This window comes from Kribbella sp. NPDC048837 (genome assembly GCF_055586945.1).
Genome location: NZ_JBVJHF010000008.1, coordinates 464,196 through 490,187, shown reverse-complemented (window position 1 = coordinate 490,187; position 25,992 = coordinate 464,196). Strand labels below are relative to the sequence as shown.

At 68.5% G+C, this 25,992-nt stretch carries 29 protein-coding genes; 13 read left to right on the top strand and 16 right to left on the bottom strand.

The genetic code is table 11. The features are described from left to right. The first annotated feature begins 8 nt into the window (after positions 1 to 8). The 3 genes from ACZ6O0_RS34585 (at position 9) to ACZ6O0_RS34575 (ending at position 3,714) form a co-directional block, all read left to right on the top strand. Positions 9 to 1,850 carry an ABC transporter substrate-binding protein gene (locus ACZ6O0_RS34585; RefSeq protein WP_465769240.1) on the top strand — a complete coding sequence of 614 codons (1,842 nt, stop codon included), beginning with the start codon at positions 9 to 11 and terminating at the stop codon, positions 1,848 to 1,850. A gap of 46 nt (positions 1,851 to 1,896) precedes the next feature. Then, on the top strand, positions 1,897 to 3,354 hold the full coding sequence (locus ACZ6O0_RS34580) for a bifunctional GNAT family N-acetyltransferase/NUDIX hydrolase (protein WP_465769239.1): 1,458 nt from the start codon (positions 1,897 to 1,899) through the stop codon (positions 3,352 to 3,354). 90 nt (positions 3,355 to 3,444) lie between these two features. Beyond that, complete coding sequence (locus tag ACZ6O0_RS34575; protein ID WP_465769238.1) at positions 3,445 to 3,714, top strand: SAV_915 family protein; 270 nt, start codon at positions 3,445 to 3,447, stop codon at positions 3,712 to 3,714. On the opposite strand, the gene ACZ6O0_RS34570 is transcribed toward ACZ6O0_RS34575, so the two are convergent. From ACZ6O0_RS34570 to ACZ6O0_RS34560, 3 genes are read right to left on the bottom strand one after another with little or no spacing between them, the layout of a single operon-like run. Further along, complete coding sequence (locus ACZ6O0_RS34570; protein WP_465769237.1) at positions 3,673 to 4,320, bottom strand: ABC transporter ATP-binding protein; 648 nt, start codon at positions 4,318 to 4,320, stop codon at positions 3,673 to 3,675. The two genes, ACZ6O0_RS34575 and ACZ6O0_RS34570, sit on opposite strands and share 42 nt — an antisense overlap. After that, a complete protein-coding gene (locus ACZ6O0_RS34565) occupies positions 4,317 to 5,153 on the bottom strand; it encodes an ABC transporter ATP-binding protein (protein ID WP_465769236.1) in 837 nt (278 codons plus the stop codon). Before ACZ6O0_RS34565 ends, ACZ6O0_RS34570 begins: the two co-directional genes overlap by 4 nt. Then, positions 5,150 to 8,221: an FtsX-like permease family protein gene (locus tag ACZ6O0_RS34560; RefSeq protein WP_465769235.1), complete on the bottom strand. Its 3,072-nt coding sequence runs from the start codon at positions 8,219 to 8,221 to the stop codon at positions 5,150 to 5,152. Before ACZ6O0_RS34560 ends, ACZ6O0_RS34565 begins: the two co-directional genes overlap by 4 nt. Before the next feature lie 184 nt (positions 8,222 to 8,405). Between ACZ6O0_RS34560 and ACZ6O0_RS34555 the strand changes: the two genes are divergently transcribed. The 5 genes from ACZ6O0_RS34555 to ACZ6O0_RS34535 all read left to right on the top strand — a co-directional run bounded on the left by ACZ6O0_RS34555 (position 8,406) and on the right by ACZ6O0_RS34535 (position 12,663). Continuing rightward, positions 8,406 to 9,401, top strand: coding sequence for an aldo/keto reductase (locus ACZ6O0_RS34555; RefSeq protein ID WP_465769234.1), 996 nt, complete (start codon positions 8,406 to 8,408; stop codon positions 9,399 to 9,401). Then, positions 9,398 to 10,225, top strand: coding sequence for an SDR family oxidoreductase (locus ACZ6O0_RS34550; RefSeq protein ID WP_465769233.1), 828 nt, complete (start codon positions 9,398 to 9,400; stop codon positions 10,223 to 10,225). The genes ACZ6O0_RS34555 and ACZ6O0_RS34550 overlap by 4 nt, the downstream gene beginning before the upstream one ends. 12 nt (positions 10,226 to 10,237) lie before the next feature. Beyond that, complete coding sequence (gene recO, locus ACZ6O0_RS34545) at positions 10,238 to 10,972, top strand: DNA repair protein RecO (RefSeq protein WP_465769232.1); 735 nt, start codon at positions 10,238 to 10,240, stop codon at positions 10,970 to 10,972. A 318-nt stretch (positions 10,973 to 11,290) separates the two neighbouring features. Further along, positions 11,291 to 11,644 carry a hypothetical protein gene (locus tag ACZ6O0_RS34540; protein ID WP_465769231.1) on the top strand — a complete coding sequence of 118 codons (354 nt, stop codon included), beginning with the start codon at positions 11,291 to 11,293 and terminating at the stop codon, positions 11,642 to 11,644. Positions 11,645 to 11,952: 308 nt separating this feature from the next. After that, complete coding sequence (locus ACZ6O0_RS34535) at positions 11,953 to 12,663, top strand: hypothetical protein (protein ID WP_465769230.1); 711 nt, start codon at positions 11,953 to 11,955, stop codon at positions 12,661 to 12,663. Positions 12,664 to 12,857: 194 nt separating this feature from the next. Here ACZ6O0_RS34535 and ACZ6O0_RS34530 read toward each other — a convergent pair whose 3' ends face one another. From ACZ6O0_RS34530 to ACZ6O0_RS34510, 5 genes are all read right to left on the bottom strand, one after another. Next, positions 12,858 to 13,292, bottom strand: a complete 435-nt coding sequence (locus ACZ6O0_RS34530) for a hypothetical protein (RefSeq protein WP_465769229.1) — start codon at positions 13,290 to 13,292, stop codon at positions 12,858 to 12,860. A 49-nt stretch (positions 13,293 to 13,341) separates the two neighbouring features. Then, positions 13,342 to 14,103 carry a PIN domain-containing protein gene (locus tag ACZ6O0_RS34525; RefSeq protein ID WP_465769228.1) on the bottom strand — a complete coding sequence of 254 codons (762 nt, stop codon included), beginning with the start codon at positions 14,101 to 14,103 and terminating at the stop codon, positions 13,342 to 13,344. After that, positions 14,100 to 14,522, bottom strand: a complete 423-nt coding sequence (locus tag ACZ6O0_RS34520; RefSeq protein ID WP_465769227.1) for a hypothetical protein — start codon at positions 14,520 to 14,522, stop codon at positions 14,100 to 14,102. Before ACZ6O0_RS34520 ends, ACZ6O0_RS34525 begins: the two co-directional genes overlap by 4 nt. Positions 14,523 to 14,618: 96 nt before the next feature. Next, the gene (locus ACZ6O0_RS34515; RefSeq protein ID WP_465769226.1) at positions 14,619 to 15,578 is read right to left on the bottom strand and encodes a hypothetical protein; all 960 of its coding nucleotides are present in this window, start codon (positions 15,576 to 15,578) and stop codon (positions 14,619 to 14,621) included. 29 nt (positions 15,579 to 15,607) lie between these two features. After that, positions 15,608 to 16,216, bottom strand: coding sequence for a hypothetical protein (locus ACZ6O0_RS34510; protein ID WP_465769225.1), 609 nt, complete (start codon positions 16,214 to 16,216; stop codon positions 15,608 to 15,610). A gap of 180 nt (positions 16,217 to 16,396) precedes the next feature. Here ACZ6O0_RS34510 and ACZ6O0_RS34505 point away from each other — a divergent pair, with 180 nt between their 5' ends. The 3 genes from ACZ6O0_RS34505 to ACZ6O0_RS34495 all read left to right on the top strand — a co-directional run bounded on the left by ACZ6O0_RS34505 (position 16,397) and on the right by ACZ6O0_RS34495 (position 18,300). After that, a complete protein-coding gene (locus ACZ6O0_RS34505; protein WP_465769224.1) occupies positions 16,397 to 17,176 on the top strand; it encodes an isoprenyl transferase in 780 nt (259 codons plus the stop codon). Between the two features lie 63 nt (positions 17,177 to 17,239). Continuing rightward, positions 17,240 to 17,395 (top strand): hypothetical protein, encoded by a 156-nt coding sequence (locus ACZ6O0_RS34500; protein ID WP_465769223.1) that lies wholly within the window; start codon positions 17,240 to 17,242, stop codon positions 17,393 to 17,395. Next, positions 17,395 to 18,300, top strand: coding sequence for a hypothetical protein (locus ACZ6O0_RS34495; RefSeq protein WP_465769222.1), 906 nt, complete (start codon positions 17,395 to 17,397; stop codon positions 18,298 to 18,300). The genes ACZ6O0_RS34500 and ACZ6O0_RS34495 overlap by 1 nt, the downstream gene beginning before the upstream one ends. Here the strand turns inward: ACZ6O0_RS34495 and ACZ6O0_RS34490 are convergent, their stop codons facing one another. The 4 genes from ACZ6O0_RS34490 to ACZ6O0_RS34475 form a co-directional block, all read right to left on the bottom strand. Continuing rightward, positions 18,301 to 18,942 (bottom strand): response regulator, encoded by a 642-nt coding sequence (locus ACZ6O0_RS34490; protein ID WP_465769221.1) that lies wholly within the window; start codon positions 18,940 to 18,942, stop codon positions 18,301 to 18,303. Further along, the gene (locus ACZ6O0_RS34485) at positions 18,939 to 20,156 is read right to left on the bottom strand and encodes a sensor histidine kinase (protein ID WP_465769220.1); all 1,218 of its coding nucleotides are present in this window, start codon (positions 20,154 to 20,156) and stop codon (positions 18,939 to 18,941) included. Before ACZ6O0_RS34485 ends, ACZ6O0_RS34490 begins: the two co-directional genes overlap by 4 nt. Positions 20,157 to 20,251: 95 nt before the next feature. Further along, a complete protein-coding gene (locus ACZ6O0_RS34480) occupies positions 20,252 to 21,070 on the bottom strand; it encodes an ABC transporter permease (RefSeq protein ID WP_465769219.1) in 819 nt (272 codons plus the stop codon). Next, complete coding sequence (locus tag ACZ6O0_RS34475) at positions 21,070 to 21,957, bottom strand: ABC transporter ATP-binding protein (RefSeq protein ID WP_465769218.1); 888 nt, start codon at positions 21,955 to 21,957, stop codon at positions 21,070 to 21,072. The genes ACZ6O0_RS34480 and ACZ6O0_RS34475 overlap by 1 nt, the downstream gene beginning before the upstream one ends. A gap of 124 nt (positions 21,958 to 22,081) precedes the next feature. On the opposite strand from ACZ6O0_RS34475, the gene ACZ6O0_RS34470 reads away from it, so the two are divergent. Next, complete coding sequence (locus tag ACZ6O0_RS34470; RefSeq protein WP_465769217.1) at positions 22,082 to 23,176, top strand: S-(hydroxymethyl)mycothiol dehydrogenase; 1,095 nt, start codon at positions 22,082 to 22,084, stop codon at positions 23,174 to 23,176. On the opposite strand, the gene ACZ6O0_RS34465 is transcribed toward ACZ6O0_RS34470, so the two are convergent. The 3 genes from ACZ6O0_RS34465 to ACZ6O0_RS34455 all read right to left on the bottom strand — a co-directional run bounded on the left by ACZ6O0_RS34465 (position 23,140) and on the right by ACZ6O0_RS34455 (position 25,234). After that, positions 23,140 to 23,652: a GNAT family N-acetyltransferase gene (locus tag ACZ6O0_RS34465; RefSeq protein ID WP_465769216.1), complete on the bottom strand. Its 513-nt coding sequence runs from the start codon at positions 23,650 to 23,652 to the stop codon at positions 23,140 to 23,142. The genes ACZ6O0_RS34470 and ACZ6O0_RS34465 overlap by 37 nt on opposite strands. A gap of 90 nt (positions 23,653 to 23,742) precedes the next feature. Then, positions 23,743 to 24,717 (bottom strand): aldo/keto reductase, encoded by a 975-nt coding sequence (locus tag ACZ6O0_RS34460; RefSeq protein WP_465769215.1) that lies wholly within the window; start codon positions 24,715 to 24,717, stop codon positions 23,743 to 23,745. Between the two features lie 79 nt (positions 24,718 to 24,796). Further along, a complete protein-coding gene (locus ACZ6O0_RS34455) occupies positions 24,797 to 25,234 on the bottom strand; it encodes a MerR family transcriptional regulator (RefSeq protein WP_465769214.1) in 438 nt (145 codons plus the stop codon). Between the two features lie 75 nt (positions 25,235 to 25,309). Between ACZ6O0_RS34455 and ACZ6O0_RS34450 the strand changes: the two genes are divergently transcribed. After that, positions 25,310 to 25,612, top strand: coding sequence for a hypothetical protein (locus tag ACZ6O0_RS34450; protein ID WP_465769213.1), 303 nt, complete (start codon positions 25,310 to 25,312; stop codon positions 25,610 to 25,612). Here ACZ6O0_RS34450 and ACZ6O0_RS34445 read toward each other — a convergent pair. Next, a complete protein-coding gene (locus ACZ6O0_RS34445; protein WP_465769212.1) occupies positions 25,557 to 25,952 on the bottom strand; it encodes a Fur family transcriptional regulator in 396 nt (131 codons plus the stop codon). The genes ACZ6O0_RS34450 and ACZ6O0_RS34445 overlap by 56 nt on opposite strands. Positions 25,953 to 25,992: the final 40 nt, after the last annotated feature.

The following is a 25,992-nucleotide window of genomic DNA, read 5'->3' as shown; positions in this document are numbered from 1 at the left end:
GACGAAGGATGAGTCCCACCGGCACCAACGAATCCGGCGCGAGCGACCGGACCAACGCGGTCTCTCGCCGGCACGTGCTCCAGCTGTTCGGCATCGCCGGCGTCGGCATCGCCGGCATCGGGTCGCTGGAGGCGTGTTCACCGAGCTCTCCGACCGCGGAGAGCAGCAAGTCGGGCGGTAACAAGGAGTTCCACGGCGCGTACCCGTACCAGCTGCCCCCCAAGGGTCACTTCAACCTGGCCGCCGGTGTCACCGACGGCATCCAGCAGCAGAGCCCGTACCTCGACCTGATCTACCCGAGCGGCGGTCTGTACTACTGGGCGGACAAGAAGTGGGAATACATGATGGCCGAGTCCAGTGCGCTGGACGAGGCGGCCAACACCTACACGATGAAGCTCCGGTCCGGACTGACCTGGAGTGACGGCTCGCCGATCACCAGCAAGGACGTCGTGTCGACGTTCAACCTGCACTGGCTGATGCGCCAGCAGTCGTGGACGTTCCTGTCCGACGTCAAGGCCCAGGACGACACCACCGTCCTGTTCACCATCGGCACGCCGTCGACGGTGCTCGAGCGCTACATCCTCCGGGCGCCGATCCTGCCGGACTCGGTCTACGGTGAGTGGGCCACCAAGGCCGAGACGATGCGCAAGGCCAAGACCAGCCTGGACAGTGCCGAAGGCAAGGCGCTGAACGGTGACTTCCAGAAGTTCCGCCCAGAGAACCCGGTCGTGTCCGGCCCGTTCAACTACGACGCCAAGACCATGACCAACTCCCAGATGAGCCTGGTCAAGAACGACAAGGGCCTGTTCGCCGACAAGATCGGCTTCAGCAAGGTCCTGCTGTACAACGGTGAGACCTCCGACATCACCCCGACGGTGATGAACAAGGACGTCGACTACGCCACCCACGGCTTCGCGGTGGCCAGCGAGAAGACGTTCCTGAACACCGGCTTCCGGATCCTCCGTCCGCCGGTGTACTCGGGCCCGGCCCTGGTGTACAACTACACCACCCACCCGGAGTTCGCCGACGTCCGCGTGCGGCAGGCGATCGCCTACATCATCGACCGCAACGAGAACGGCACCGTCGCGCTCGGCGACTCCGGCAAGGCCTGCAAGTTCATGGCCGGCTTCTCCGACATCGCCGTACCGGACTGGATCTCCGACGAGGACCAGAAGAAGCTGCAGGCCTACGAGAAGGACGAGGCCAAGGCCACCTCGCTGCTGCAGGCGGCGGGCTGGAAGAACTCCGGTGGGAAGTGGACCTTGCCGAACGGCAAGCCGGCGGCCTACGACATCAAGTTCCCGACCGAGTTCGCCGACTGGAACCCGGCCGCCACCAACGCGGCTGACCAGCTGAACAAGTTCGGGTTCAACATCACCAAGCGCGGCATCACGTTCACCCAGCTGAACCCGGACGTCCTGGCCGGCAAGTTCGACATGGCGATCCAGAGCTGGGGCGCGTCGTCGCACCCGCACCCGTACTTCTCGTTCGTCCAGAACCTCTACACGTTCAACTACGTGACGGCGGCGAACTCCGGCGGCAAGGGAATGAACTTCCCGCTCAAGCAGACGACATCCGCGGGTCCGATCGACCTGCAGGCCGTCGTCGACAAGTCCGCGCAGGGCCTGAACCTCGACGAGCAGAAGAAGAACGTCACCGCCGCGGCGCTGGCCTTCAACGAACTGCTCCCGATCATGCCGCTGTGGGAGCGCTACGGTAACAACCCGGCCCTCGAGGGGACCCGGGTCGCCAAGTTCCCGGCGGACGACGACCCGATCCTGAAGAACGCTCCGTACGCGGACAACTTCGTGATCATGTACATGTACCAGGGCAAGGTCGCGCCGGTCTGAGTTGTCGACTGGCGTTCTGACCCGTTTGTTTGGTTGGGTCGGCCGGGTGATCATCGTTCGCGAGATCGACCCGGCCGACCTGGCCTTGTTCGACGAGTGGTTCGACGCCTACCGGGCCGGCTCGGTCGCCGGCCGGGAAGCCGCCCTGGTGGTCGGGCGGGAGGCGCTCGGGTGGTCGCTGCGCCACCCGGGCCCGCTGAAGCAGCGGCTCGCGGTCGCCGCGTTCGAGGACGACCGGGTGCTCGGCACGATGGTGTTCGGGTACCGGCTGACCGACAATCTGGACACGGTCGAGGTCGACGTCGCCGTACCGCCGCAGCACCGGCGCCGGGGGATCGGTACGGCGCTGTGGCAGTGGGCGGTCACGCGGTCGGCGCAGCTCGGCCGGACGATCGTCCAGGCCGAGCTCGAGGTGCCGTCGGATCCCTGGCCGGGAGCGGCGTTCGCCGCGCGGCTCGGTTTCACCGTCGAGCATGTCGAGGAGCATCTCGTCGTACCGCTGCCGTACGACGAATTCCGGCTGGCCGAGCTGGTGGAGTCCGCGGGCTCACTTGACGGCTACCAACTCACATCCTGGGCGGGGGTCTGCCCGCCGGAACATCAGCAGGCGTACGCCGATCTGCACACGGCGATGGATCACGACGTACCGACCGGCGGGATGACGCGGGAAGTCGTGCCGTGGACGGTCGAGAAGCTGCAGGCGAGTGAGCAGCGGATCGACCGCAACTATCTCGCGCTGGTGACGATGGCGCACACGCTCTCGGGAGAGCCCGCCGGGTACACGTTGCTGTACCTGCCGCGCGCCGATGCCGAGCACGCCCAGCAGGACGACACGCTGGTGCTGCGCGAGCATCGCGGTCACCACCTGGGCACGCACCTCAAGCTGGCGAACCTCACCCAGCTGGCCAAGCACCGGACCACGCAGCGCTTCCTGCACACGTGGACCGCACTGTCGAACGCGCCGATGCGCAAGGTCAACGCCCGCTTCGGTTTCCGCGCGGTCGAAGAACATCGCGAGCTGGAGCTGACCTTGCCGCACCTGCGCCCGGCCGCTCGTGGTGTCGTCATCGACGCCGACGACCGCATCCTGCTGGTCCGGTTCGAGTTCTCCTCAGGTCCGCTGTGGGCGACGCCCGGGGGCGGCATCGAGGCGGGGGAGTCCGTCGTCGACGGGTTGCGGCGCGAGCTCCGCGAGGAGATCGGCCTCGACGTCCCGGACGATCCGCCGCACCTGTGGCACCAGGAGGTCGTTGCCGAGGGCCACGCCACCGGGTACGACGGTGTGCTCAACGAGTACTTCCTGGTCCGCGTGGACGGCTTCACTCCGGCCGGCGAGCTGACCGACGCGGAGCTGGAGGCCGAGAACGTCTACGGCCACGCGTGGTGGACGCCGGCCGAGCTCGAGGCCCACGACGGTCCCTTCGCACCCCGTGCTCTCCCCGAGCTGGTGCGGAAGGTACTGGAGACCGGGCCGCCGACCACCCCGACCCAGCTGGGCCTGTGAGAATGATGTGGGAGTTCTGTGAGGACAGGGGAATCCGGCCACGCGGCGGCTTAACGTCGAAGTGTGAAGCCTCGACATTGCGGTGACTGGTTGGTTCCCGTTCGATCGACTGGTGCGGCGGCCGCGCTGCAGACCGGGCGACTGCCCGACGGACGACGGGTCGGCATTGCTTTCACCACGTTCGCACAGTTGCGCGCGGCAACGGGTCCGCGGCAGGAGTGGATGCGGCTCACCGAGGAGGCGCTGCGCGAGATGCTCGCACCGCTCGGTGTGACCAGGATCCAGCTCGATCCGGTGCTGGTCGGACCCGACGTGGCGTCACAGGCGCCGCAGCCAGCTGAGCCGGCCCTCGTCCATTAGCGCGTGGCCGTCGGCGCTGTCGGCGACGTTGGGGTCGTGGGTGGCGATCACGACGGCGGCGCCGCGATCCGCCTCGGCGCGGAGCAGTTCGAGGACGCGCTCGCGGTTGGTGCTGTCGAGTTCGCTGGTGGACTCGTCGGCCAGGATCACCCGGCCCTGCTGGGCGATGCCGCGGGCAACGGCCACGCGTTGCTGTTCACCACCGGACAGTTCCTCGACCAGATGGTCCCCACTCTCCTCCAGGCCGACCTGGGTGAGTGCCGCTTCGACCGCCCGGTCGAGCTCGTCCCTCGGCTTGCGCTCGGCGAGCAGTGGGATCGAGAGGTTCTCCCGGGCGGTGAGCACGCGCGCGAGTCCGTTGCCCTGCGGGATCAGGACGACGCCGTGCGCGGCCGCCGACGGCCGGTCCTTGATCACGAGTCCGTCGACCTCGACCTGACCGGTGGTCAGCGGTACGGCGCCGGCGATTGCCCATAGCAACGAGCTCTTCCCGGCGCCGGACGGGCCGCTGACCGCGAGTACGAATCCCGGCGGCACCCGGAACGACACGTCCGCCACCGCGGTCGTCTCGCCGTAGGTGACCGTGACCTGGCTGACGTCGATCACCGCGTTCCCTCCTGGTCGACCGGGGTGAGCCGGATCCCGCCGTCCTCCGTCGTGACCTGGACGAGCGTCCCGGCCGGCAGCAGTTCGGCCACGTGGGGCGGCAGCGGCAACGAGCCGTCGGTCGCGACCACGGCGTACTCCTCGCCTGAACGTCCTTCCGAGGCGATCCGGCCGTCCCGGATCGTGATCGTCCGCGGCAACGTCGCCGCCACCTCGGGGTCGTGGGTGATCAGCAGCACGGTCATCCCGGTCTCGGCGTTGATCGTCCGGATCGCCGCCAGCACCTCGTCGCGCGCGTGGTGGTCGAGCTGGCTGGTCGGTTCGTCGGCCAGCAACAGTCCTGGGAACGTCGCGATCCCGACCGCCACCGCACACAGCTGGATCTGGCCCGGCGTCAGCGCGGTCAACGGGGTGTTCGCGTGCTGGGGGAGGCCGACGAGCTCAAGGATCGCATCGGGCGTGGGCAGCTCGCGGTCCCGTGGTGCCGCGCCTTGGGCGTAGCGGATGTTGTCCACCGGCGTGAGATACGGGATCAGGTTGCGCCCGGCCCCCTGCAGCACGATGCCCACGTCACCGGACCGCATCCGGTCGAGCTCGGCCTCGGTCATGGTCGCGACGTTGTGCTCACCGATCTGCAACCGGCCCGCGCTCGGGGTCAGCAGTCCGCCACACAACTGCAGCAGTGTCGACTTCCCGGCCCCGGATGGCCCGAGCAGGCCCACCAACTCGCCGGGGCGGACGGTGATCCCGATGCCGGACAGCGCGGCGACGTCATGCCCGTGTGCACGGTAGATGTGCACGAGTCCCGTCGTACTGATGGCGAGGCCGGTCACGTCAGGTCCTCCCGGATTCGGGCGAAGCCGGCGCGCCGGTTGACGCCGGTGCCCAGCAAGAGCGTCACGGCCGCGAGTACCGCCGTACCCGCGAGCCAGAGCAGCAGTGCGACCGGCCAGTTGGTGCTGAGCTCAAGCGGTATCGGCCCACCGGAGTCCGCGAACAGCGGTATCAAGGGCAATGCGATCTGCGCGCCGATCACACCGCACACCGACCCCAGCAGCACGGCCAAAGCCACCGGACCGGTCTGCTCCCACCGCGCGGCCCGCCCAGTCGTGCTCGCGGGTACGCCGGTGATCCGCAGGCTCGCGTAGTCCTGAGCCCGCGACCGCCACGACGTCACCACAGTAAGCAGCAGTACGACGATCGCCAGCGCCCAGCCCGCTATCCCGACCACAGGGGTCAGCTGCAGGGCCAGTGCACTCGCAGACCGCCCGTACGACGCGATCCGGTCGGTCCGGCGGTCGATCAACTCCGGTGCGAACCCGGCCGCGCGGAGCTGCCCGACGATGACGTCGGCCTTCGCCAGGCCATCGGCGTTCAGCCAGAGCTCGAACTCGGTCGACGCTTCGTCCACTGTCCCGCCGAGGCGCCGTACCGTCTCCAGATCGACGACCGCGGTGCGGAGCGGGAACCTGTTCACCGGACCGTCGAGCCGGTCGAGCTTGGCCAGCGCGATCGGTGCGCCGTCGAATCCGGGACTCGTGGCCGAGGCGTCGTACCGGTAGTCCGGCGTCACGAGCGCGGGGGTCACGGCCGGTACCGATGCGTATTGCAGGAGCTGGTCGCCGCCCAGGTTCGTCACCGCCATCGTCAGTGCACCGCCCTGCGCCGCTTCGATCGAGTCCTGGCTCGAGTCCGGTTGCTTGACTGACTGCCAGTCCTCGGGCCGGCCGAGCGGGATGGAGGCGTGGTCGTCGCTGGAGAGCTTCTCGATCTTCACGTCACCGCGGATCCCGGCCTGGTCGTCCAGGTCGCGGCTGATGCCGAGCCGGAGGAGCTGGCATCCATCGCGACAGTCGATCTTGGCCTGCAGTTCGGCCTGCCGGCCCAGCGGCAGCCGGGGAAAGGTCAGCAGATTGCGCGCTCCGGTGCCGAGGTTGACGACGTTCGCGACCAGCCGGACAGACTTCGCGGCCGGTTGCGGCACGGGCTCCTGACCGTCGTTGGCCGTCTTCGCCTGCACCGGTGTCATCGGTCCGGTCGAGGCGGTGATGGTCAGCTCGGTACTGCGGAACTCGATCGGCCGGACGCTCGGCGCCGACAGCCTGCGGAACCCCTCGGCGTCGGTGAGCCGGTCGCCGCGGTACGCGATCCGCTGGAAGCTGTCCGGTTCGATCATCATCGTCTGCAGCGAGTCGGGCGACGGCGGTCGCGTCAGCACGACCGGGGTCAGCCAGTGGCGGTCCGGGTCGATCTTGTCGATCGCCTGGGTGAACTTGCCCAGGTAGCCGGCGTTCACCCGCAGCACGCCCCCGGCGCCGGTCTCGTAGCCGGCCCGGGACTCCCGGTTGTGCTCGCCCACCGACGCGGCCTGACCGGCGAACACGACGAGCGCGGCGGCGACCGCGACCGCCGCGACGATGCGGGTGACGGCGGGCCGGCGGGAGATCTGCAGTGCCCCGAGGGCCAGGCCCAGGCGTCCCCGGCGCAACGCCCGCCGGCTGATGAGGCCCGCGAGCGGAAGGAGCAGGTGGGCGAACGTGAGTCCCACCGCGAGCGCCAGCAACGCGGGCGCGAGTACCGGCAGCGGGCCTCGACCCGAGCCGGTCAGACCGGACACGAGGCCGGCGACGGCGAGCACGATGATGGCCAGGTCGACCATGCCCAGCGTCCGGCCGCGACGGTGTGGTGCCACTCGCCGTAGAAGGGCGGAGATCTGCTGCCGAACGACGCCACGCACCTGGAGCACCACGACACCGAGAGCGACTACCGCGACCGCGAGCAGGGCCACCGGGACCGTCCACGGCAGCTCGATGGGGGAGCCATGGTGCAGCCAGGTGGCCCGGACGATCAGGAGCAGCGCGAAGCCGACCGGTGCTCCGGCGAGCGTTCCCAGCAGCACTGGTATACCAAGCTCGACGGACAACGAGCGGCCGGTGCGACGGGCAGTGGATCCGCGCAGACGGGCGACCGCGATCTCCGGCCGCCGTTGGTCGACCACCACGGCGAGAGCCAGTGCGAGGACGACCAGCCCGAACAGAGCGACCTGCACCATCACCAGCGGGATGATCGTCGCGGCCTGTCCGCGCTCGTTCCGGATCCGGTCGAGCACGCCGGGCAGGCCGGAGGTGTTCTCCGCACCGAGGTCGGTGGCTTTGATCTTGACGGCGTTCGAGGCTGCTTCGAGGCGGTCCAGGTCGTCGAGCCTCGCCACTCCCGGCGCCGGCCGCGTGTCTAGCGTTGTGTGCTGACTCCAGGTGTTCGCCGCGAACGTCGTACGGTCGGTCAGCAAGTAGTCGGACTCGCCTGGTTGCTTGTCGATCGGGGGATGGGAGTGACCGACGGGTGGGCGACCGAACCAGTAGTCCGCCTCGCTGTCCTTCGGACGGTAGAGGCCAACGACCTTGAGCGTGCCGCCGACGTCGGAGGTCTCCGGGACCACCGCGAGGGTCTTGCCGGGCTCGAGACCCCAGGTCTTCTGGTCGACGGTCGAGGCGATCACTTCGTTCGGCCCGCTCGGGCAGCGGCCGGCGACCACGACGATCTCGGTGCAGTAGCCGTCCCGCCACAGCAACCGGCTGACGATCGGCTCGGGCGCGTCACGCCAGTTGACGTCGCTGTGGATACCCAGCACGGGCTTGGTGAACAGGGGCGCGATGTCGGCGGGGATCAGCTTTGTCAGGTCCTCGGGCTGCGGGTTGCTCGCCGAGCTCCGGGCCGGACTCGTCTCGAGCTGCCACGCCGCCGACAGCCGCTGGCCGGACAGGGTCTCGGTCATCACGGTCTGCTGGACGGCGCGGGCGAACCACGGCCCGAACACCGCGCAGGTCCCGATCAGCAGGCTGATGCCGGCCAGCACCAGCGCCTGGGACCAGCGGTACCGCAGTGCTTGTCGTACGAACATCCGTTTGCCCACCCCCAGCGACTCGCCACCCGCCCGCCCGAACATACGGAACGGCGTGGGCGGAGGGGCGGGCGGTGGCGAAATGTCACAGAGTTGTTGTCTAGGCAGCAATGTGGGTGTCACGGACGGTGACCGGGCGGAGGGTGTTGCCCAGCGCAACGGGTCCCGGCGGTAGGTTCGGGTCATGCGTGAATCCCAGCTCGGTGACCTGACCGTTTCCTGCCTCGGCCTCGGCTGCATGGGGATGTCCCAGTCGTACGGCGTGACCTCGGACGAGACCGAGACCGAGTCCGTCGCCACCATCCACGCGGCCATCGACGCGGGGTGCACCTTCATCGACACTGCCGACGTGTACGGCGACGGCGAGAACGAGGAACTGGTCGGCCGCGCCCTGGCCGGCCGCCGCGACCAGGTGGTGCTCGCCACCAAGTTCGGCTTCAAGCGGCCGGCGAGCGCCAGCGCGCTGCCGTCGGTCGTCGACGGGTCGCCGGCGTACGCGCGGGAGGCCCTCGACGCCTCGTTGCGCCGGCTGGGCGTGGACCACGTCGACCTGTGGTACCTGCACCGGCGTGACCCACAGGTGCCGATCGAGGAGACCGTCGGGGCGATGGCGTCGATGGTCGAGGCCGGCAAGGTGCGGTACCTGGGGCTGTCCGAGGTGAACGGCGACACGGTCCGGGCCGCGCACGCGGTGCACCCGATCAGCGCCGTACAGAGTGAATGGTCGCTGTGGACGCGCGACCCGGAGACCGTCGTGCTGCCGACGCTGCGGGAGCTCGGGATCGGGTTCGTGCCGTTCAGCCCGCTCGGTCGCGGGTTCCTCACCGGTCAGCTCAAGTCGCCCGACGACTTCGAGCCGGACGACATGCGGCGCGGGCTGCCGCGGTTCACCGGGGAGAACTTCCAGCGCAACCTCGACCTGGTCGCCCAGGTCCAGGCGCTGGCCGCCGTGAAGGGTGTCACGCCGGGGCAGCTGGCGCTCGCGTGGTTGCTTGCGCAGGGCAATGATGTGGCGCCGATCCCGGGGACGAAACGGCGCAAGTACCTGGCCGAGAACCTGGGCGCGGCCGACATCACGCTGACGGCGGACGAGTTGACGGCGCTGGACGAGGCGTTCCCGGCGGACGCGGTCTCGGGGCAGCGGTACTCGCAGGGCGGAATGGACCTGGTGGGCAAGTGATCGGGGTCACCGGGTCGACCGGTCAGCTCGGCTCCCGGATCGCGCGCCGGCTGGCGGATTCCGGCGTGCCGCTGCGGCTGCTCGTCCGGGACCCCGGGCGGGCTCCGGTGCTGCCGGGCGCTTCGGTGGCACAGGCGGCGTACGGCGAACATGACGCGCTGCTGGACGCCCTGGACGGGGTCGACGTGCTGATGTTGCTCAGTGCAACGGAATCCGCGGATCGGGTTTCGTTGCACAAGGCCACGGTCGACGCGGCGGTGGCGGCGGGTGTGTCGCGGATCGTGTACACCTCGTTTGCCGGGGCGGCGCCTGGTGCGACGTTCACGTTCGCGCGGGACCATTGGCATACCGAACAGCACATCCGGTCCACGGGGGTCGACTTCACCTTCCTGCGGGACAACCTCTATCTCGACTTCGTGCCCAGGTTCGCCGGTGAGGACGGGGTGATCCGGGGGCCGGCCGGCGACGGGCGGACGGCCGCGGTCGCGCGGGACGACGTGGCGGCGGTGGCGGCCCGGGTGCTGGTGGACCCGGGGCACAGCGGGGCGACGTACGACCTCACCGGTCCGGTCGCGTTCACGCTGGCCGAGGCGGCCGCGATACTCACGGAGGCGTCGGGGCGGAAGTTCCGCTACGAGCCCGAGACGCTCGACGAGGCCTACCGGTCACGCGAGTGCTACGGCGCTCCCGCGTGGGAGGTGGCCGGTTGGGTCACGTCGTACGCCGCGATCGCCAGTGGCGAGCTCAGTCACGTATCCCGCGCGGTCGAGGACATCACGGGCAGCCGTCCGATCAGCCTCGAGGAGTATGTCGGTCGCGGGTGAGACACTGACCTCGTGCCGCTCTACCGGGATCAGGCGATCGTGTTGCGCACCCAGAAGCTGGGTGAGGCGGACCGGATCGCCACGCTGCTGACCCGCGGGCACGGCAAGATCCGCGCCGTCGCCAAGGGAGTCCGCCGTACGTCGTCGCGCTTCGGCGCCCGGCTCGAGCCGTTCAGCCACGTCGACCTGCAACTCGCCACCGGCCGCACCCTCGACGTCGTCACCCAGGCCGAGTCGATCGCGGCGTACGGCGAGGGCATCGTCGGCGACTACGCTCGGTACACGGCCGGCACGGTCCTGCTGGAGACCGCCGACCGCCTCGTCGTCGAGGAGAAGGAACCCGCCACCCAGCAGCACCTCCTGCTGGCCGGCGCCCTCCGCGTCCTGTCCACCGGCGAACGCGAACCGGCCCTCGTCCTGGACTCCTTCCTCCTCCGCTCCCTGGCGATCTCCGGCTACGCCCCCTCTTTCGCCGACTGCGCCCGCTGCGGCGAACCCGGCCCCCACCGAGCCTTCAACCCCGCCTCCGGCGGCATGGTCTGCAGCACCTGCCGCCCACCCGCCTCAGCCATGCCCGCCCCCACCACCGTCGCCCACCTGGCCGCCCTCCTCACCGGCGACTGGCCCACCGCCCTCCAAGCCGACCCAAAAACCCGCCGCGAAGCCACCGGCCTGATAGCCGCCTTCTTCACCTACCACCAAGACCACCAACTCCGCTCCCTCCCCCACCTGGACCTCACCTCCTGACGCCCCTGCAACAACCTGCAGTCCTGTGGATAACCTCCACGCCGCGAACCGTACGTATGGAAGAGTTGCACTCTCAGTAGTCCAACACCCGTACGTGGAGGTCCGATGATCAGGCGGCTACTGCCCCCAGCGGCCGCGGCCCTCACCGCCCTAGCCCTACCCGCCTGCACCCCAAACACCCCCACCCCCACACCATTCACCCCGTCACCTGCACCGACGAGTACGTCGAGTACTCCGTCACCCGATCCAGAACAGTCCGCTGCAGCAGCCGCACAGGCGGCGTACCGGGGGTATATCGCGGCCAAACTCGCGACAGCCATGAGCGGTGGCAACGACATCTCGGGGCTATCGAAGGTTGCGACCGGGATCATGCTCAAGACCGAGCTGAATCAGGCGGCGACGTTCAGGGGGCGCAAGTGGCGTGGTGTCGGGCAGATCGACGTGATCTGGACGAAGGTGCTCAGTGTTGGGCCTGCTGGTGCAACTGGTCAGATCGCCGAGGTCACTGTCCAGGCATGTGTCGACGGATCGAAGGTAACCACGGTTGACGCGAAGGGCAGCAATGTCAAGAAACCCGGCACGCCGACTCGCTGGATCGACGAGATGCAGATGCGCCTGGACCACGGCGCCTGGAAGGCCTACTACGGCATGAACAAGGCAGCACAATGCTGATGAGAGCAGCTGGCCTGGCTTTGGTTTCCGCGCTATGTGCATTGCCCGCCCCGAGCGCCATAGCGGGTCCCGATCAGACGTTGGGTTCCGATCCACCACAGTGCAGGCAGGACATCATTTCTGGCGAGTGCGAGCTGACCGCCGACGATGACGGGCAACAGCCAGCCGATGACGCGAAGACGACACCCGGGTCGAAGAAGCCTGGGGGGTCTGGGTGCGTATTCGAGGGGCAGGCGGTGCCTTGTCGGACGGCGGATGGGTTCTTCGATGCGGCTTCGGGGTGTTACTTGACCCCACAGGAAGCGCCGATGTCGTTGGTGAATCCGGTCAGTGGTTATCCGCCGGGCACGAAGTTCTACCGGTGCTGGGTGATTCTCGGGGTTGTCGATGGCCGGCCGCAGGGGATCGAGCGGTTCGAGTCGGTCATCCGCGAACCGGGGCAGACGCAGACCATCGATCCACGGGTTGCGGCGCAGCAGGTGGTGGAGACGATGGACTTCGTGGCGCCGCAACTCGGCCTATCGCCGTACGTGCAGAGCACCACCCACGAGGGGATCGTCAACGTGCCGATCTGGATGTGGGTGACCGATCCGGGGTCGACGACGACGGGGCCGCAGACCAAGCGTGCAGCGGTCGGCGGCGTCGCGATCGAGGCGACCGGGACCGTCGACCGGATCGAGTGGTCAATGGGCGGCGGCGAGACCGTCACCTGCAAAGGCGCGGGTACGCCGTTCAGCCGCGCGATGGCCGAGGGCAAGTCCCTCAAGGAGATCCCAGCGTCCCCAACCTGCGGCCACAAATACCGAAAGACCTCACGCTGCGAGAAGTCCGGCACCTACCAAATCACCGCCACCGCCTATTGGAACGTCCACTGGACCGGCGGCGGCATGGAAGGCGACATCCCCCTCAACTTCAGCCGATCCACACCCCTCCGCGTAACAGACCTACGACCGGTCCTGGTCGACCCTGCCGGCGGCCAAGCTACTTCCCCACCCCCAGTTCGCGACTGCACCAGCTGACAACGCCTCCCACAAGAAACCGCAGCAGATGACCACCCCGCCCGCCCGCCCGCCCGTCCGTCATCGCGGAGTGCGGCATCCACCAAGCCCCACACTCCGACACCCTCGCCGAGCTCGCGGCATCAGTGCTCCTGCTCCACGTCCCTGGCCTTCTCCAGGCCCGCCGTTGTGGCTCCGGCATTCAGGATCTCCAGCTACCGCTCGCGGCCGGGAGCGGGTGTGTCGTCATCGTCGTACACCGACTCCCTCAACATCGCATCAAGCGCCTCCCGGCGCTGCACACGCAGCCGCTCAACGAGAGCCAGTACGTCGGCCAGCCGCACCCAGTCGGTGTATTCGCTGGAACGGAACGGGATCGCGTCCTCAACCGCATACGATCGCAACTCGTCCGAGCCCATGCCCACCGCGGCGGCCGCCTCGTCGATAGGCAGCTCATGCCGCAGGGCAACGATCTGCACCGCGAATCCCTGACGCGTCGCATCCTCGACAAACTGCATCGCCTCAAAGACCTTCGGCGAAATGTCATGCCTGACCTGATCCGGCCCGACCAACGTCGGCCCCGCAGGCGCCACCTTCCGATCCTCCTCAGACAACAGAAAGATCTCCGACTGTCCCGGCAACACATCCATACCGTCAGCCTATTTGCCTACCCGACTCAAGGGCGCCGAGCTCGCAGCGTCAGTGCTCCTGCTCCACGTCCTTGGCCTTCTCCGGACCCTGCGGTGTCGACTTACGAGCCTCAGGTGTGCTGCCCGGAGCCTGCGCCGCACCCGTCGCAGGCGCCACCCCGTCGAGAGCAGCCGACTTCGCGGAGCCGCGCTGGTTGGCGGTCAGAACCTCGGCGCTGCCACGCTGCTCGGTCGGGACGACGGCGTTCAGCTTCTGAGCGAACGCCCGGAGCTCCGGTTGCGTGGCCATCTTGTCCAGCAGCGCCGGCATCGTGCGGGGATCCCGCTTGTTGCGGTCGAGCATCTCCTGCAGTGCTTCCTGAACCCGCGCAGGGTCTTCCTCGAGTTTGCGGCTGAGGAACTGCGACACTTTCTCGACTCGCATCGCGTTCGGCCCGGTCGACGGAGGGTCGAAGTCTTTGGTGTTATCGGTGACCAGTACGTCGGAGCCGCTGTGGACGGCGCCCGCAAGTACGTGCTTGTCCTTGGGATCGGCCTGCATCTGCGGTTCCAGATCCTCATAACCGCTCGTCGTCGCCCGGGGAAAGACCTTGTTCATCATCGCGATGCGCCGGTCGATCCGCTCCTCGGAGACCCCCGGCGGCCGATTGCGGCGCATCTCATCCAAGACGTGCTGCGACCAGTGAGGCTCGAAGACTTGCTTGTACGCCATCGTCAGCAGTATGTCGTTGGTCAACTGCCCACGGATCACGTTCGCGTCGAGGAAGGCACGCTCCGGCTGCGATCGGACCGGAGAGTCCGATTCGGTCATCGGTCGTCAGTCCCCGGCTCGTCCCACGGCTCGTCGTCCAGCAACTCCTGGAGCGCCGCGCCCTGCTCCTTCCGCCGCTGGTTGTCCCATTCGATCACGTCGGCGAGTCGCACCCAGTCGACGTACTCCGACGACCGGAACGGAACGGCGCCCTCGGCAACATAAGCCCGCAGATCGTCGCGCCCCATGCCGATCGCGTCGGCTGCCTCGTCGATCGGCACCTCGGGCCGCACCGGCACCACCTTCACCGCCATCCCGGCCCGCATCGCCTCGATCACGTGCTGAATCGCCCGATAGACCCCGACCGGGATCTCCTCGCGCACCCCGTCAGGCCGCACCACCGCAGGCCCGCCCGGCGAGATCTGACGCTCATCCGAATCCAGCAGGTAGATCCGCGCATCTGTCGTAGGCCCAGGCATATCGCAGAGTCTAGTCAGCACAGGGCGGACCAACGGCCCACCGCGGAGAGACGCGCCAAGCCCCATCACCCCGCTGTCCTCTGCGCACCACATCGCTCAGCAGCTCGCTTTCGCCGGCGCCGCGACCTCTGACCCGCCAGGATCGACAAGAACCGGAACAGCCTCGCCGATCCGCAGTTGGGTGCTCGCCTGCTGCGTCATGGCAATCTGCCCGGTATCGCCCAACGTGCTCCGCCACGTGATGTCCCAATGCGCCGTAGCCGTCACCGGATACACGCACTTAGGCAACTCCCGAGACGTCTTCTTATACCGATACCCACAATCAGGCGAGTCCTTCACACCCATCGACTTGTCGTACGGCGTCCCCGCAGTCTCACACCGAATCGTGGTGCCGTCCCCCAGTGACCAGTTGATCGCTGTGACGTGCGCTGTAGCCGTGACCGACAACCCCGGCACAACTGCCGTCCGCTCGATCGGGCCCCAGGTGTTCTCCGTCTTGTCCACCCACAGCCACACCGGCATGTTCACCAGCCCGACCTGCCCAACCCCAGGCGCCGTCTTCACCAACGGCGGCGCCAACAACATCATCGCCACCGCACGATAAGCAACCGTCACCGGATCAATCACCACGGTGTCAGGCTCACCGGGCAGCCAGACCCACTCCGTCACGAGATGCCGACCCTCGTCGTACCCCTGCTCCCTCACGCATGCCCAGATACTGCCGTCGGTGTGGCCTTGCCACCGGAAGTCATCAGGTGGCGGTTGAGGCACCTCGCGGCGCATGTAGCACTGGTGGCCGTTCGACCAGTTACCGAGCTGTGCGTCGACGCATGCCTGCGCGGCGCCATGGAATTCGCACACAGGCTTGGTCTTCTTGCCGTGCTTGTCATCCGTGCCAGGGTGACCGGGCGTGGCTGGAGGGGTCACATTGTTGGTGGCGACCCATTGGCAGTAGCGGAGGGCACAGACCCATTGGTAGTTGGGGCCCGGAGGCGGTGGCCTGTCGATCGCTGACGCAGCGCCACCGGAGAGAATGAGACCGGCCAGTGCCGCCATCCCGATCCAACTGAGCCGTCGAGCGCTTCTCAACATGTTCCGGTGTCCTTGTCGGAGATCAAGAACCACATCTTTTGCCCGCCCGGTGCGGGTGCGGCGTACACCAGGTGGGACACGAATTGGTGGCGGCGTCCATTGCCGGGACCCATTGGCACGGGTTTACCGTCTTTCTTGAACCTGATGACCAGTTGCGAGCTGTCCAGGCAGTTGCTGAGATTCACCTCTGGTTGCTCCGCGTCGACCTTCACTGAAGTCACCGTGGTCTTGGTGATTTTCGTGCTGCCGGTCTGATACCAGCCGCTGCGAGTCATCGATCTGGCTTGGTCGATGACGGTGATGATCCATTCGCCACCGACACCTGCCTTTTCGAGCGCCGAACGGTTCAGCGTGGCTGGGTCAACGAGGGCCCGATCCACCGCGGCGGTGGCGGCGACATAGCGCGCTTTGGCGGCGGTGATGGCGGCTTCTTGTTCGGGGGTCCAGGTCGGTGTTGAGGGGGCGGTGGGGGTTGGGGTGGGTGTGGGGGAAGTCGGGGTGGTGTTGGGGTGGCCGGCTTCGGGGGAGCCTTGGCAGGACGTCAGCGCTAGGAGGGCGCAGAGGGCTGCGGTGGCGCGGCCGAGGGCCGGTCGGGAGGGCATTCGGGCTCCGATCTGTGTGCTGTTGGTGTAAGGGTGTCATACGGAGGGTGTTCGTCCGGGTGGGTTATCCACAGGTTGCAGGTTGCTGCAGAGCGGGTTTCCAGGGGTGGGAGACTGCTGCTTATGTCGCCATTGGGACGTCGTCGGAGTCGGGTTGAGGCACGGGCGGGGGAGAAGGTGGTGGTTCCGCCGGAGCCGCATCCTTCCGGGGCCCGGGTGCCGGGGATTCCTGCCGAGTTGGTGCCGCGGCATGTGGCGATCGTCATGGATGGGAACGGGCGGTGGGCCAAGCAGCGGGGGCTGCCTCGGACCGAGGGGCATCGGGCGGGGGAGGCTTCGCTGCTGGATGTGATCAAGGGTGGGATCGAGATCGGGGTGAAGTACCTCTCGGCGTACGCGTTCTCGACGGAGAACTGGGCCCGGTCGCCGGACGAGGTGCGGTTCCTGATGGGGTTCAACCGGGAGGTGATCCACCGGCGGCGGGACGAGCTGGACGCGATGGGGGTCCGGGTGGTGTGGTCCGGGCGGCGGCCGCGGTTGTGGAAGAGCGTGATCGACGAGCTGGAGTACGCGCAGGAGCGGACCAAGCACAACGACACGATCACCCTGCAGTTCTGCGTGAACTACGGCGGCCGCGCGGAGATCGCCGACGCGATGAAGTCGATCGCGCGGGAAGTTGCCGCAGGCAAGCTCAAGCCGGACCGGATCACCGAGCAGACGATCGCGCGGCACCTGTACGCGCCGGACATCCCCGAGGTGGACCTGTTCGTCCGGTCCTCGGGCGAGCAGCGTACGTCGAACTTCCTGGTCTGGCAGCTCGCGTACGCCGAGATGGTCTTCCTCGACACCCTCTGGCCCGACTTCGACCGCCGCGACCTCTGGCGGGCGATCGAGATCTACGCCCAGCGCGACCGCAGGTACGGCGGCGCCGTACCGAACGAGGTCGTTGCCGAGAGCTAGCGATCGTGGACTCGGCCACGTCTACGCTGTTTCGGAAGATCTCTCACCGACAGGAGCAGCAGCGTGCCGGACCAGCCGACCGACGAGACCCCGCAACAGACCGTGGAGCGGGAACTCCGCGCCGCGCAGGAGCAGGTCCGTCAGGTGGCCGAGACCCTGCGCGCGAGCCTGGCCGAGGACGAGCACCTGGCGCAACAGACGACGAAGGACGAGCACTGATGGCGAACGAGGCGGAGATCGCCGGCCGGACCGATCTGATCGCGCAGGCGATGGTCGACGCGCACCGGACGATGCGCAACGTGCTGCAGGACCTGGGCGAGGTCGACAAGAGCATCGGCCGTCACCTGACAGACGTCCAGCGGCTGGCAGGCACCGCCGGAGTCGTCCGTGGCGCCGAGCGTTCGGCCGAGCAGGCCGGGCAGGTCGCCCAGCGGACCCGGGACCATCGCGCCATGGAGCAGTGGAACGACGCCGACATGCAGGTCCGCCGGACATTCGGCGCGTCGCAGGTCGCCGCGGGGGAGCTGTCGTCGCGGATCGGCAGCAGTCAGCGCGATCTCGAGGAGCTCCGCGACAAGCTGGCCTACAGTTCGGGCCGGCTCGATCAGGCCCTCCAGCACCTCGACGCGCTCGACCAGCTTCCCGAGTACGCCGGCTCCGCGCAGTCGACCGGGTTGCGCACCAGGCTGGAGCAGCTCAAGTTCGCCACTGTTCGCGCGGACGCCGGTATCAGGGACACGGTGCAACGGCTCGACGAGACCCGGAGGTCGTCGATGGCGTTCGAGACCGGTCAGGTGCAGATCGGCGAGTCCCGGCACTCGAGGGCCGTCGAGCAGACCAGCGAGTCGCTGCGGACCACGGTGACGCAGGCCCAGGCCAGACTGCGGGACACCGGGAACACCATCTACGACGAGCGGACGCGCATCGGTGAGGCGGCTCAGTACGGCGTCAACCAGGCCACCGAGAGTCGCGCCGTACAGCACGATGCCGAGTTGGCCGCCGCGCTGCGGGCGGGCTCGAATCCAACACCGCCATCGGCTCAGCACGTCGGCCGTGGTTCCGTGGAGCAGGACCTTCGCCACCGCCTGGACGGCCCGGCCCAGGACGCAAGCCTGAACCGCTGATCAGCGCCCCGGCGACGGAAGCAGACCGCGTTCGATCGCGACCGTGACCGCGCGAGTGCGATCGTCGACGTCGAGTTTCGCGAACAGCCGTTGGAGATGCGTCTTCACCGTCGCCTCACCGATGAACAGCTCCCGCCCGATCTCCGCGTTGCTCAACCCCCGCGCGACCGCCGCGAGCACCTCCAGCTCCCGCGGCGACGGCTGAGCGGCGGCCGGTGCTGCCGGCGTACGCAGCCGCGACATCAACCGCGCCGCAACCGGCGGAGCCAGCACAGTCTCGCCACGCGAGGCCGCACGGATCCCGTCCAGCAGCTCCGTGTGCGGAGTGTCCTTCAGCAGGTACCCGGCCGCCCCGGCCTCGACCGCGTGCAGGATGTCCGTGTCGGTGTCGTACGTCGTCAGCACGAGCACCCGCGTCGACGGATACCCGGACACGATCGCACCGGTCGCGGTCACCCCGTCCGTGCGTGGCATCCGCAGATCCATCAGTACGACGTCAGGCCTGGTCGACTCCACCAGCGCAAGGGCCTCGGAACCGTCACCCGCTTCGCCGACCACCGAGATGTCGTCGGTCACCGCGAGCATCCCGATCAGCCCGGACCGCACCACCGGATGGTCGTCGACCACCAGAACCCGAATCACGCATCCTCCCCAGCCGGAACCAGCACCTGAATCCGCGTGCCGTGACCAGGCGAGCTCTCCACCTGCACCGAGCCGCCCGACTCCTCGACCCGGCCACGCATCGCATTCAGCCCGAACCCACCGGACACCGCGGTCGGCGTGAACCCGGACCCGTCGTCCCGGATCTCGATCCACACGCCATCGTCCGACAGCCCCAACGTGATCAGCACCTGCGTCGCCCGAGCGTGCTTCCGCACATTCGCCAGCGCCTCCTGCGCCGACCGCAGCAACACCACCTGCTGCGCCTGCGGCAGCGCCGCGACCTCCTCGTCCGGAAGATCCAGCGACACCTGTACGTCGACGCCCGTCTCGGCCGCGAACCGTTCGCCCTGCCGCCGCAGCACCTCCGTCAACGTTGCCTCCGACAACGCAACCGGGGTGAACGCGGCAACCAGTGCGCGGGCCTCGGCCAGGTTCTCCCGGGCGGTGTCCTCGATCGCCGCCAGCCGGGCCGCCGTTCCGTCGGTACCGCCGCGCTGCAGTTCCACCGACGCTGCTTGCGCCAGCATCACGATGCTCGTCATCCCCTGCGCGAGCGTGTCGTGGATCTCCCGCGCCATCCGCTCCCGCTCAGCCATCACGCCGGCGCTGTGGTGCGCCTCGGCGAGCTCGTCCCGGGCCGACTCGAGCTGCTCGATCAGCACCGCCCGCTGCTGACTCTGCGTGATCACCTTCTCGATCCAGATCCCGAGCAGCAGGCTCACCACGAGGCTGACCAGCATCCACGGGAGGATCTCCCAGAACGGGTCCCAGCCCCACCCGGCGCCCCACAACTGAGCCGCGCCGACACCGATCACCAGCAGCAGGCTGAGCAGCGCGCTCTCGCGCACGTTCTCGCACAGCAGCCAGATCTGCGCGGTCGCGATGAACATCAGGAAGATCGCCTGCGGATACAACCCGACCAGCACCATCAGGCAGGCGATCAGCACCAGCCGGTACCCGTACGCCGCAAGCGGCCGCCGGGACCCCATCGCGGGCCGGCCGACGAACTGGTACGCCGCCCCGAGCACGACCACCGTCCCGACGAACACCACCTGCTGCGTCCGGTCGAGATCACCGGAGAACGACAGCACCAGCGTCATCGTCAGTAGCACCCAGAACACGATGTGCCACCCGACGAGGGTCCGGGTCCACACCGGCTGGCCGGCTCCGGATGAGGTCTCCACAGTGACCATCTTCCTCCACACCGGGATCCGGATACGAGGTCCGGCCCGGGCAGGGGTACGACGCCGGGCCACCGGGCCAGGCGTCGTACCGCAGGGCTCCTTCATCAGCCCGCGTCCCGGCGGGTCCAGCGGAACACGCGCTGGGCGACGAGCAGACCCACGACCAGCCAGATCGTGAGCACGAGCGCGCCGAGGCCGAGCTGCCACGAGCCGCTCGGCTCGTTCACCTCGAACCCGTCCGGCAGGAACACCGACCGCATGCCCTGGGCGAGCCACTTCAGCGGGAAGATCGAGGCGACGCCGCGCATCCAGGCCGGCAGGCTGCTGTAGACGAAGTAGACGCCGGACATGAACTGCAGCAGCAGGACCACCGGGGTGACGACCGCGGACGCGGCCTTTCCGGACTTCGGTACGACGCTGAACGCGATGCCGAGCACCGATCCCGACGCGGTGCCGAGGATGAAGATCCACAGGAAGTTCGCCCACTTGTCCGGCTCGGTCGGCAGGTCGACGCCGAGCAGCAGGCCGGAGATCGCCAGCAGCAAGGCTACCTGCGCGACCGAGGTGACCAGGACCTGGCCGATCTTGCCGATGAAGTAGGCCTGCGGCGGCATCGGCGTACCGCGCAGCCGCTTCAGCAGGCCTTCGTCGCGCTCCAGCGCGATGCTGATCGCCAGCGACTGGAAGCTGCTCAGGAAGATGCCGGAGGCGATCATCCCGGGCGTGAAGTACGTGGCCGCGTTGACGCCGTTGAAGTCGGTGCTGCCGAAGACGGCGGAGAAGATGCCGAGGAAGATGATCGGGAAGAAGAAGGTGAAGATCAGCGCCTCCTTCTCCCGGAAGAACTCGCGGACCTCGAGCTTGGTCCGGGCCAGGCCGACCGACAGCGTCGACGGCAGCGGCTTGGTGGTGGTGTCGGCCATCAGAGTGCTCCAGCTTCGATCGCAACTTTGGGGGTGTCGGCGGCGGCCTTGCCGATCAGGTCCAGGTAGATGTCTTCCAGGCTCGGGCGCCGGACCTCGAGCTCCGGTACTTCGCCGCCGAAGCGCTGCATCAGCGCGGCGACCTCGGCCGTCGGCTGGTCGGTGCGCAGCTCGTGCGGGCCGTCGGCGTCACTCCAGGAGACCCGGGCGGTGCGGGCTCCACGCCCGCCGAGCGTCTCCGGCGTACCGATCTCGACCATCCGGCCGTCGGCGATCACCCCGACCCGGTCGGCCAGGTGCTCGGCCTCGTCCAGGTAGTGGGTGGTCAGCAGAATCGTCGTACCGCTGGTGCGCAGGTTCTCGATCAGGGTCCAGAACTGCCGGCGGGCCTCGGGGTCGAACCCGGTCGTCGGCTCGTCCAGGAACAGCAGCTCAGGGTTGCCGATCACGCCGAGGGCCACGTCGAGCCGGCGGCGCTGACCGCCGGACAGCTTGCGCGGGCGGGTCCTGCGCTTCTCCTCGAGCCCGACGGCCGCGATCACCTCGTCCGGGTCGCGGGGGTTCGGGTAGTAGGCGGCGTAGTGGCTGACCAGCTCGGCGACCGTCGACTCGGCCTCGTCGCGCGAGGTCTGCAGGACGATCCCGAGCCGGCTGCGCCACGCCCGGTCGCCCCGGCCGGGGTCGGTGCCGAGCACGCTGACCTCTCCGGCGTCGGCCCGGCGATACCCCTCCAGGATCTCCGTGGTCGTCGTCTTGCCGGCCCCGTTCGGCCCGAGCAGGGCGAACACCTCACCCCGGTGGATGTCCAGGTCGACACCGTCGACCGCCACCTTGTCGGGGTAGCGCTTCACCAGGCCCCGCACCCTCACTGCGTTCTCCGTCTGCATGCCTCAACCCTCCCGTCCGGACCGCGCCCCCCGGGAGCACCGGCCGGTGGACTGCCTGTCCCCCGACCGGTGGACACGCCCAAGGGGGCTGACGGCACGCGGGTCCGCCGGATAGCGTCGGGGAATGGCTCAGACGGTGCGTGGTGTGGTGGCGAAGGGCAAAGGCCTACCGGTGTCGATCGAGGAGATCACCATCCCCGATCCCGGGCCGGGGGAGGCGGTGGTCAAGGTCCAGGCGTGCGGTGTCTGCCACACGGACCTGCACTACCGCGAAGGCGGCATCAACGACGACTTCCCGTTCCTCCTCGGCCATGAGGCCGCCGGGATCGTGGAGTCGGTCGGCGACGGCGTGACGGACGTCGAGCCGGGCGACTTCGTCGTACTCAACTGGCGCGCGGTCTGCGGCAACTGCCGGGCCTGCCTGCGCGGCCGCCCCTGGTACTGCTTCAACACCCACAACGCCAAGCAGAAGATGACGCTGGCCGACGGCACCGAGCTCAGCCCGGCCCTCGGCATCGGCGCGTTCGCCGACAAGACCCTGGTCGCGGCCGGCCAGTGCACGAAAGTGGACCCGGCCGCCAAGCCCGAGGTCGCCGGTCTGCTCGGCTGTGGCGTGATGGCCGGCCTCGGCGCGGCGATCAACACCGGCAACGTCGGCCGCGGTGACAGCGTCGCCGTGATCGGCTCCGGCGGCGTCGGTACGGCGGCCGTCGTCGGCGCGCGGCTCGCCGGGGCGGCGAAGGTCATTGCCATCGACATCGACGAGCGCAAACTGAACACCGCCCAGGAGCTCGGCGCCACCCACACGATCAACTCCAAGGGCCTCGACCACGACGGCGTGGTGGCCGCGGTCCAGGAGCTGACCGGTGGGTTCGGTGCGGATGTGGTGATCGACGCGGTCGGCCGCCCGGAGACGTGGAAGCAGGCGTTCTACGCCCGGGACCTGGCCGGCACCGTCGTCCTGGTCGGCGTACCGACGCCGGACATGACGCTCGAGATGCCGTTGCTGGACTTCTTCGGCCGCGGCGGCTCACTGAAGTCCAGCTGGTACGGCGACTGCCTGCCGACCCGGGACTTCCCGCTGCTGATCGACCTCCACCTGCAGGGCCGGCTGCCGCTGGACCGCTTCGTCTCCGAGACGATCGCCCTGGACGAGGTGGAGGCCGCGTTCACCAAGATGCATCACGGCGACGTGCTGCGGTCGGTTGTGGTGTTCTGAAAGGAGATCCAGACATCGGGGATCGCGTCGGGCTTCCCGGCGATCGGGCGGCGTTCCGACGTCCACACGTCCCCGGAGACCTCGGTTGCGACCCGGTGCCAGAACCTCACGGCCTTGGGGTTGTTCTCCTGGAACGCGACGTCAACCGGGCCGGGGTGGTGTGCGAGGACGTCGCGCACCGCCCGCAGGCCCAGTCCGTTCCGCCGGACCGGCCGCACCATGAAGAAGGCGTTCAGCACTCGCACCGGTTGGGTGAGCGCGCGCATGAAGCAGAAGCCGACCGGGCTCTCGCCGCTGAAGAACAAGTACCCGGCCCAGTCCGGATCGCCGGTGAGGACCTTCTCCAGCCACTCGGTCCGGTAGCTCCCGTCCGGCCGCGGCAGCTGCCCCTGGAACTCGGACATGTCGTGCCGGAACATCAGCCACAACCGCTCCAGCACGACTCGATCCTCCGCACCGGCCCGTCGTACGAACATAGGTCTCCTCACAAAGAAGGTGTCTGAGAACGCAGAAAAGCCTCCCGCCGGAAGAAGATCCGGTACGGAAGGCTTACTGCGGTCAGTCTATCAGTCCTGCGGCGCGGTGGTCCCGGCGACCCAGTTCATGTCCGGGTAGCGCGTGCCCACCGGGGTGAGCTTGGCCAGCGACGCGATGTCGTCGTCGGACAGTTCCACCTCGAGGGCGCGGGCGTTCTCCTCCAGGTAGCGACGCCGCTTCGTCCCCGGGATCGGCGCCACGTCGTTGCCCTGAGCAAGCACCCAGGCGAGCGCGACCTGTCCCGGCGTCGCGTCGTACCGGGCGGCCACTGCGCGGATCTCCTCGACCAGCGCGAGGTTCGCCGCCAGGTTCTCGTCGTCGAAGCGCGGGAGGGTACGGCGGTAGTCGTCGGACGCGAGGTCCTGCGGCAGTGCGCCGGTCAGCATGCCGCGGCCGAGTGGCGAGTACGGCACGATCCCGATGCCGAGCTCGCGGCAGGTCGGCAGCACCGACTCCTCGATGTCCCGGCTGAACAGCGACCACTCGGTCTGCACTGCCGTGATCGGGTGGACCGCGTGCGCCCGCCGGATGGTCTCGGCCGACGCCTCGGACAGCCCGAGGTACCGGATCTTGCCGGCTTCCACCAGCTCGGCCATCGCGCCGACGGTCTCCTCGACGGGTACGGCCGGATCCGCGCGGTGCTGGTAGTACAGGTCGACGTGGTCGAGGCCGAGCCGGCGCAGCGATCCGTCGATCGCGGAACGCACGTACGCCGGTGAACCGTTCACGCCACGCGCGGCCGGGTTCCGGGGATCGCCGACGATGCCGAACTTGGTCGCCAGGAACACCTCGTCGCGACGGTCCGCGATCGCCCGGCCGACCAGTTCCTCGTTGGCGCCGAAGCCGTACAGGTCCGCGGTGTCGAGGAAGGTGATGCCGAGGTCGAGCGCCCGGTGCAGCGTCGCGATCGACTCGGTGTCGTCGGTCTCGCCGTACGCGAAGCTCATTCCCATACAACCCAGTCCGAGGCGGCTGACCTCGGCGCCGTTGCTACCCAGTTTCATCAGAATCTCCTACGTGAAGTTGGCATGGCTCCGCCCACCGACGGACCACGAGCGGACCGGCGGTCGAGCACAACCGGATTTACGGAGCGGCACTGCCGCCGTACACGGCGATCTTGTAGTCGGTCACCGCCAGCGCGAGCTGCAGATCGCGCAGCTGCTGCTGGATCCTGGCCCGGTGTTCTTCCATCAGGGCGAGCCGCTGTGGCGCGGTGTGGTCGCCCTGCAGGACCAGATCCAGGTAGTGACTGATCGTGCCGATCGGCATGTCGGACGCGCGCAGCCGGGTGACGAACACGATCCGGGCCAGAGCCTGCCGGTCGTAGCTGCGGTACCCGGCGTCGTCCCGGCCGACCTGGACCAGCCCGATCCGTTCGTAGTACCGCAGGGTGTGGGCGGTGAGCCCGGTGATCGCGGCGGTCTCCGCGATCGACAACTGCTCGGGCAGGTCGTCCGGAAGCTCGAGCAGACCCAGCAACTGCGGGTCGACCGGCGGCCTGAGCAACTCCGTGGTGTTCATGTCTTCGACCGTACGCCTTTGAGTGCGCTCGAAGGCAAAGGTGAGTTGGGCCACAGTCAGGCGAGGAGATCCCGGGTGAGGGTGGTGCCGCTGATCGCGGCGCACATCACCCAGGCCGAGTGGGACCACCTCGGAAAGGTTGCCTTCAGCAAGTTCAAGCCGCATCAGCGGTTCACCGCGATGGGCGAACTGCTCGCGACCGCGAAGGCTGACGAGGCCGCCCGGATGCGGGCCGACCTGCCGGCGCCGGTGCGGATCGTCTGGCGGCTGATCGGACGCCGCGGCTACCAGCACTTCATGACGGCGGTCCGCGGCTCCTGCGCTAGTTGGGCTGCTGGCAGTCGCCGCAGGTGCCGAAGATCTCCAGGGTGTGGCTGACGTCGGCGTAGCCGTGCTCGGCCGCGACCTTGTCGGCCCAGCGCTCGACCGCCGGGCCCTCGACCTCGACGGTCCGGCCGCAGTTGCGGCAGACCAGGTGGTGGTGATGACCCTTCGAGCAGCGCCGGTACGCCGTCTCGCCGTCCGTGGTGCGCAGGACGTCGACCTCGCGTGAATCGGCGAGCGCCTGCAGGGTCCGGTAGACAGTGGTCAGGCCGACGGCCTCACCCGCGCCCCGGAGCTCCTGGTGGATCTCCTGGGCGGTCCGGAAGTCGTCGAGGTTGTCGAGCGCGGACGCGACCGCAGCGCGCTGACGGGTCGAGCGTGTTCCGATGGCCACCGTTCCTCCTGTCCTCAAGTCACACCGATTGTCTCAGAAG

Bases quoted from the DNA above. Each gene is read 5' to 3' on its own strand.
- ACZ6O0_RS34460 (WP_465769215.1), bottom strand. From the start codon at position 24,717: ATGAAACTGGGTAGCAACGGCGCCGAGGTCAGCCGCCTCGGACTGGGT.
- ACZ6O0_RS34480 (WP_465769219.1), bottom strand. From the start codon at position 21,070: ATGGCCGACACCACCACCAAGCCGCTGCCGTCGACGCTGTCGGTCGGC.
- ACZ6O0_RS34470 (WP_465769217.1), top strand. From the start codon at position 22,082: ATGGCTCAGACGGTGCGTGGTGTGGTGGCGAAGGGCAAAGGCCTACCG.
- ACZ6O0_RS34525 (WP_465769228.1), bottom strand. From the start codon at position 14,103: ATGACCGAATCGGACTCTCCGGTCCGATCGCAGCCGGAGCGTGCCTTC.
- ACZ6O0_RS34485 (WP_465769220.1), bottom strand. From the start codon at position 20,156: ATGGTCACTGTGGAGACCTCATCCGGAGCCGGCCAGCCGGTGTGGACC.
- ACZ6O0_RS34495 (WP_465769222.1), top strand. From the start codon at position 17,395: ATGGCGAACGAGGCGGAGATCGCCGGCCGGACCGATCTGATCGCGCAG.
- ACZ6O0_RS34515 (WP_465769226.1), bottom strand. From the start codon at position 15,578: ATGGCGGCACTGGCCGGTCTCATTCTCTCCGGTGGCGCTGCGTCAGCG.
- ACZ6O0_RS34555 (WP_465769234.1), top strand. From the start codon at position 8,406: ATGCGTGAATCCCAGCTCGGTGACCTGACCGTTTCCTGCCTCGGCCTC.
- ACZ6O0_RS34520 (WP_465769227.1), bottom strand. From the start codon at position 14,522: ATGCCTGGGCCTACGACAGATGCGCGGATCTACCTGCTGGATTCGGAT.
- ACZ6O0_RS34530 (WP_465769229.1), bottom strand. From the start codon at position 13,292: ATGGATGTGTTGCCGGGACAGTCGGAGATCTTTCTGTTGTCTGAGGAG.
- ACZ6O0_RS34540 (WP_465769231.1), top strand. From the start codon at position 11,291: ATGAGCGGTGGCAACGACATCTCGGGGCTATCGAAGGTTGCGACCGGG.
- ACZ6O0_RS34585 (WP_465769240.1), top strand. From the start codon at position 9: ATGAGTCCCACCGGCACCAACGAATCCGGCGCGAGCGACCGGACCAAC.
- ACZ6O0_RS34535 (WP_465769230.1), top strand. From the start codon at position 11,953: ATGTCGTTGGTGAATCCGGTCAGTGGTTATCCGCCGGGCACGAAGTTC.
- ACZ6O0_RS34560 (WP_465769235.1), bottom strand. From the start codon at position 8,221: ATGTTCGTACGACAAGCACTGCGGTACCGCTGGTCCCAGGCGCTGGTG.
- ACZ6O0_RS34510 (WP_465769225.1), bottom strand. From the start codon at position 16,216: ATGCCCTCCCGACCGGCCCTCGGCCGCGCCACCGCAGCCCTCTGCGCC.
- ACZ6O0_RS34465 (WP_465769216.1), bottom strand. From the start codon at position 23,652: ATGTTCGTACGACGGGCCGGTGCGGAGGATCGAGTCGTGCTGGAGCGG.
- ACZ6O0_RS34475 (WP_465769218.1), bottom strand. From the start codon at position 21,957: ATGCAGACGGAGAACGCAGTGAGGGTGCGGGGCCTGGTGAAGCGCTAC.
- ACZ6O0_RS34455 (WP_465769214.1), bottom strand. From the start codon at position 25,234: ATGAACACCACGGAGTTGCTCAGGCCGCCGGTCGACCCGCAGTTGCTG.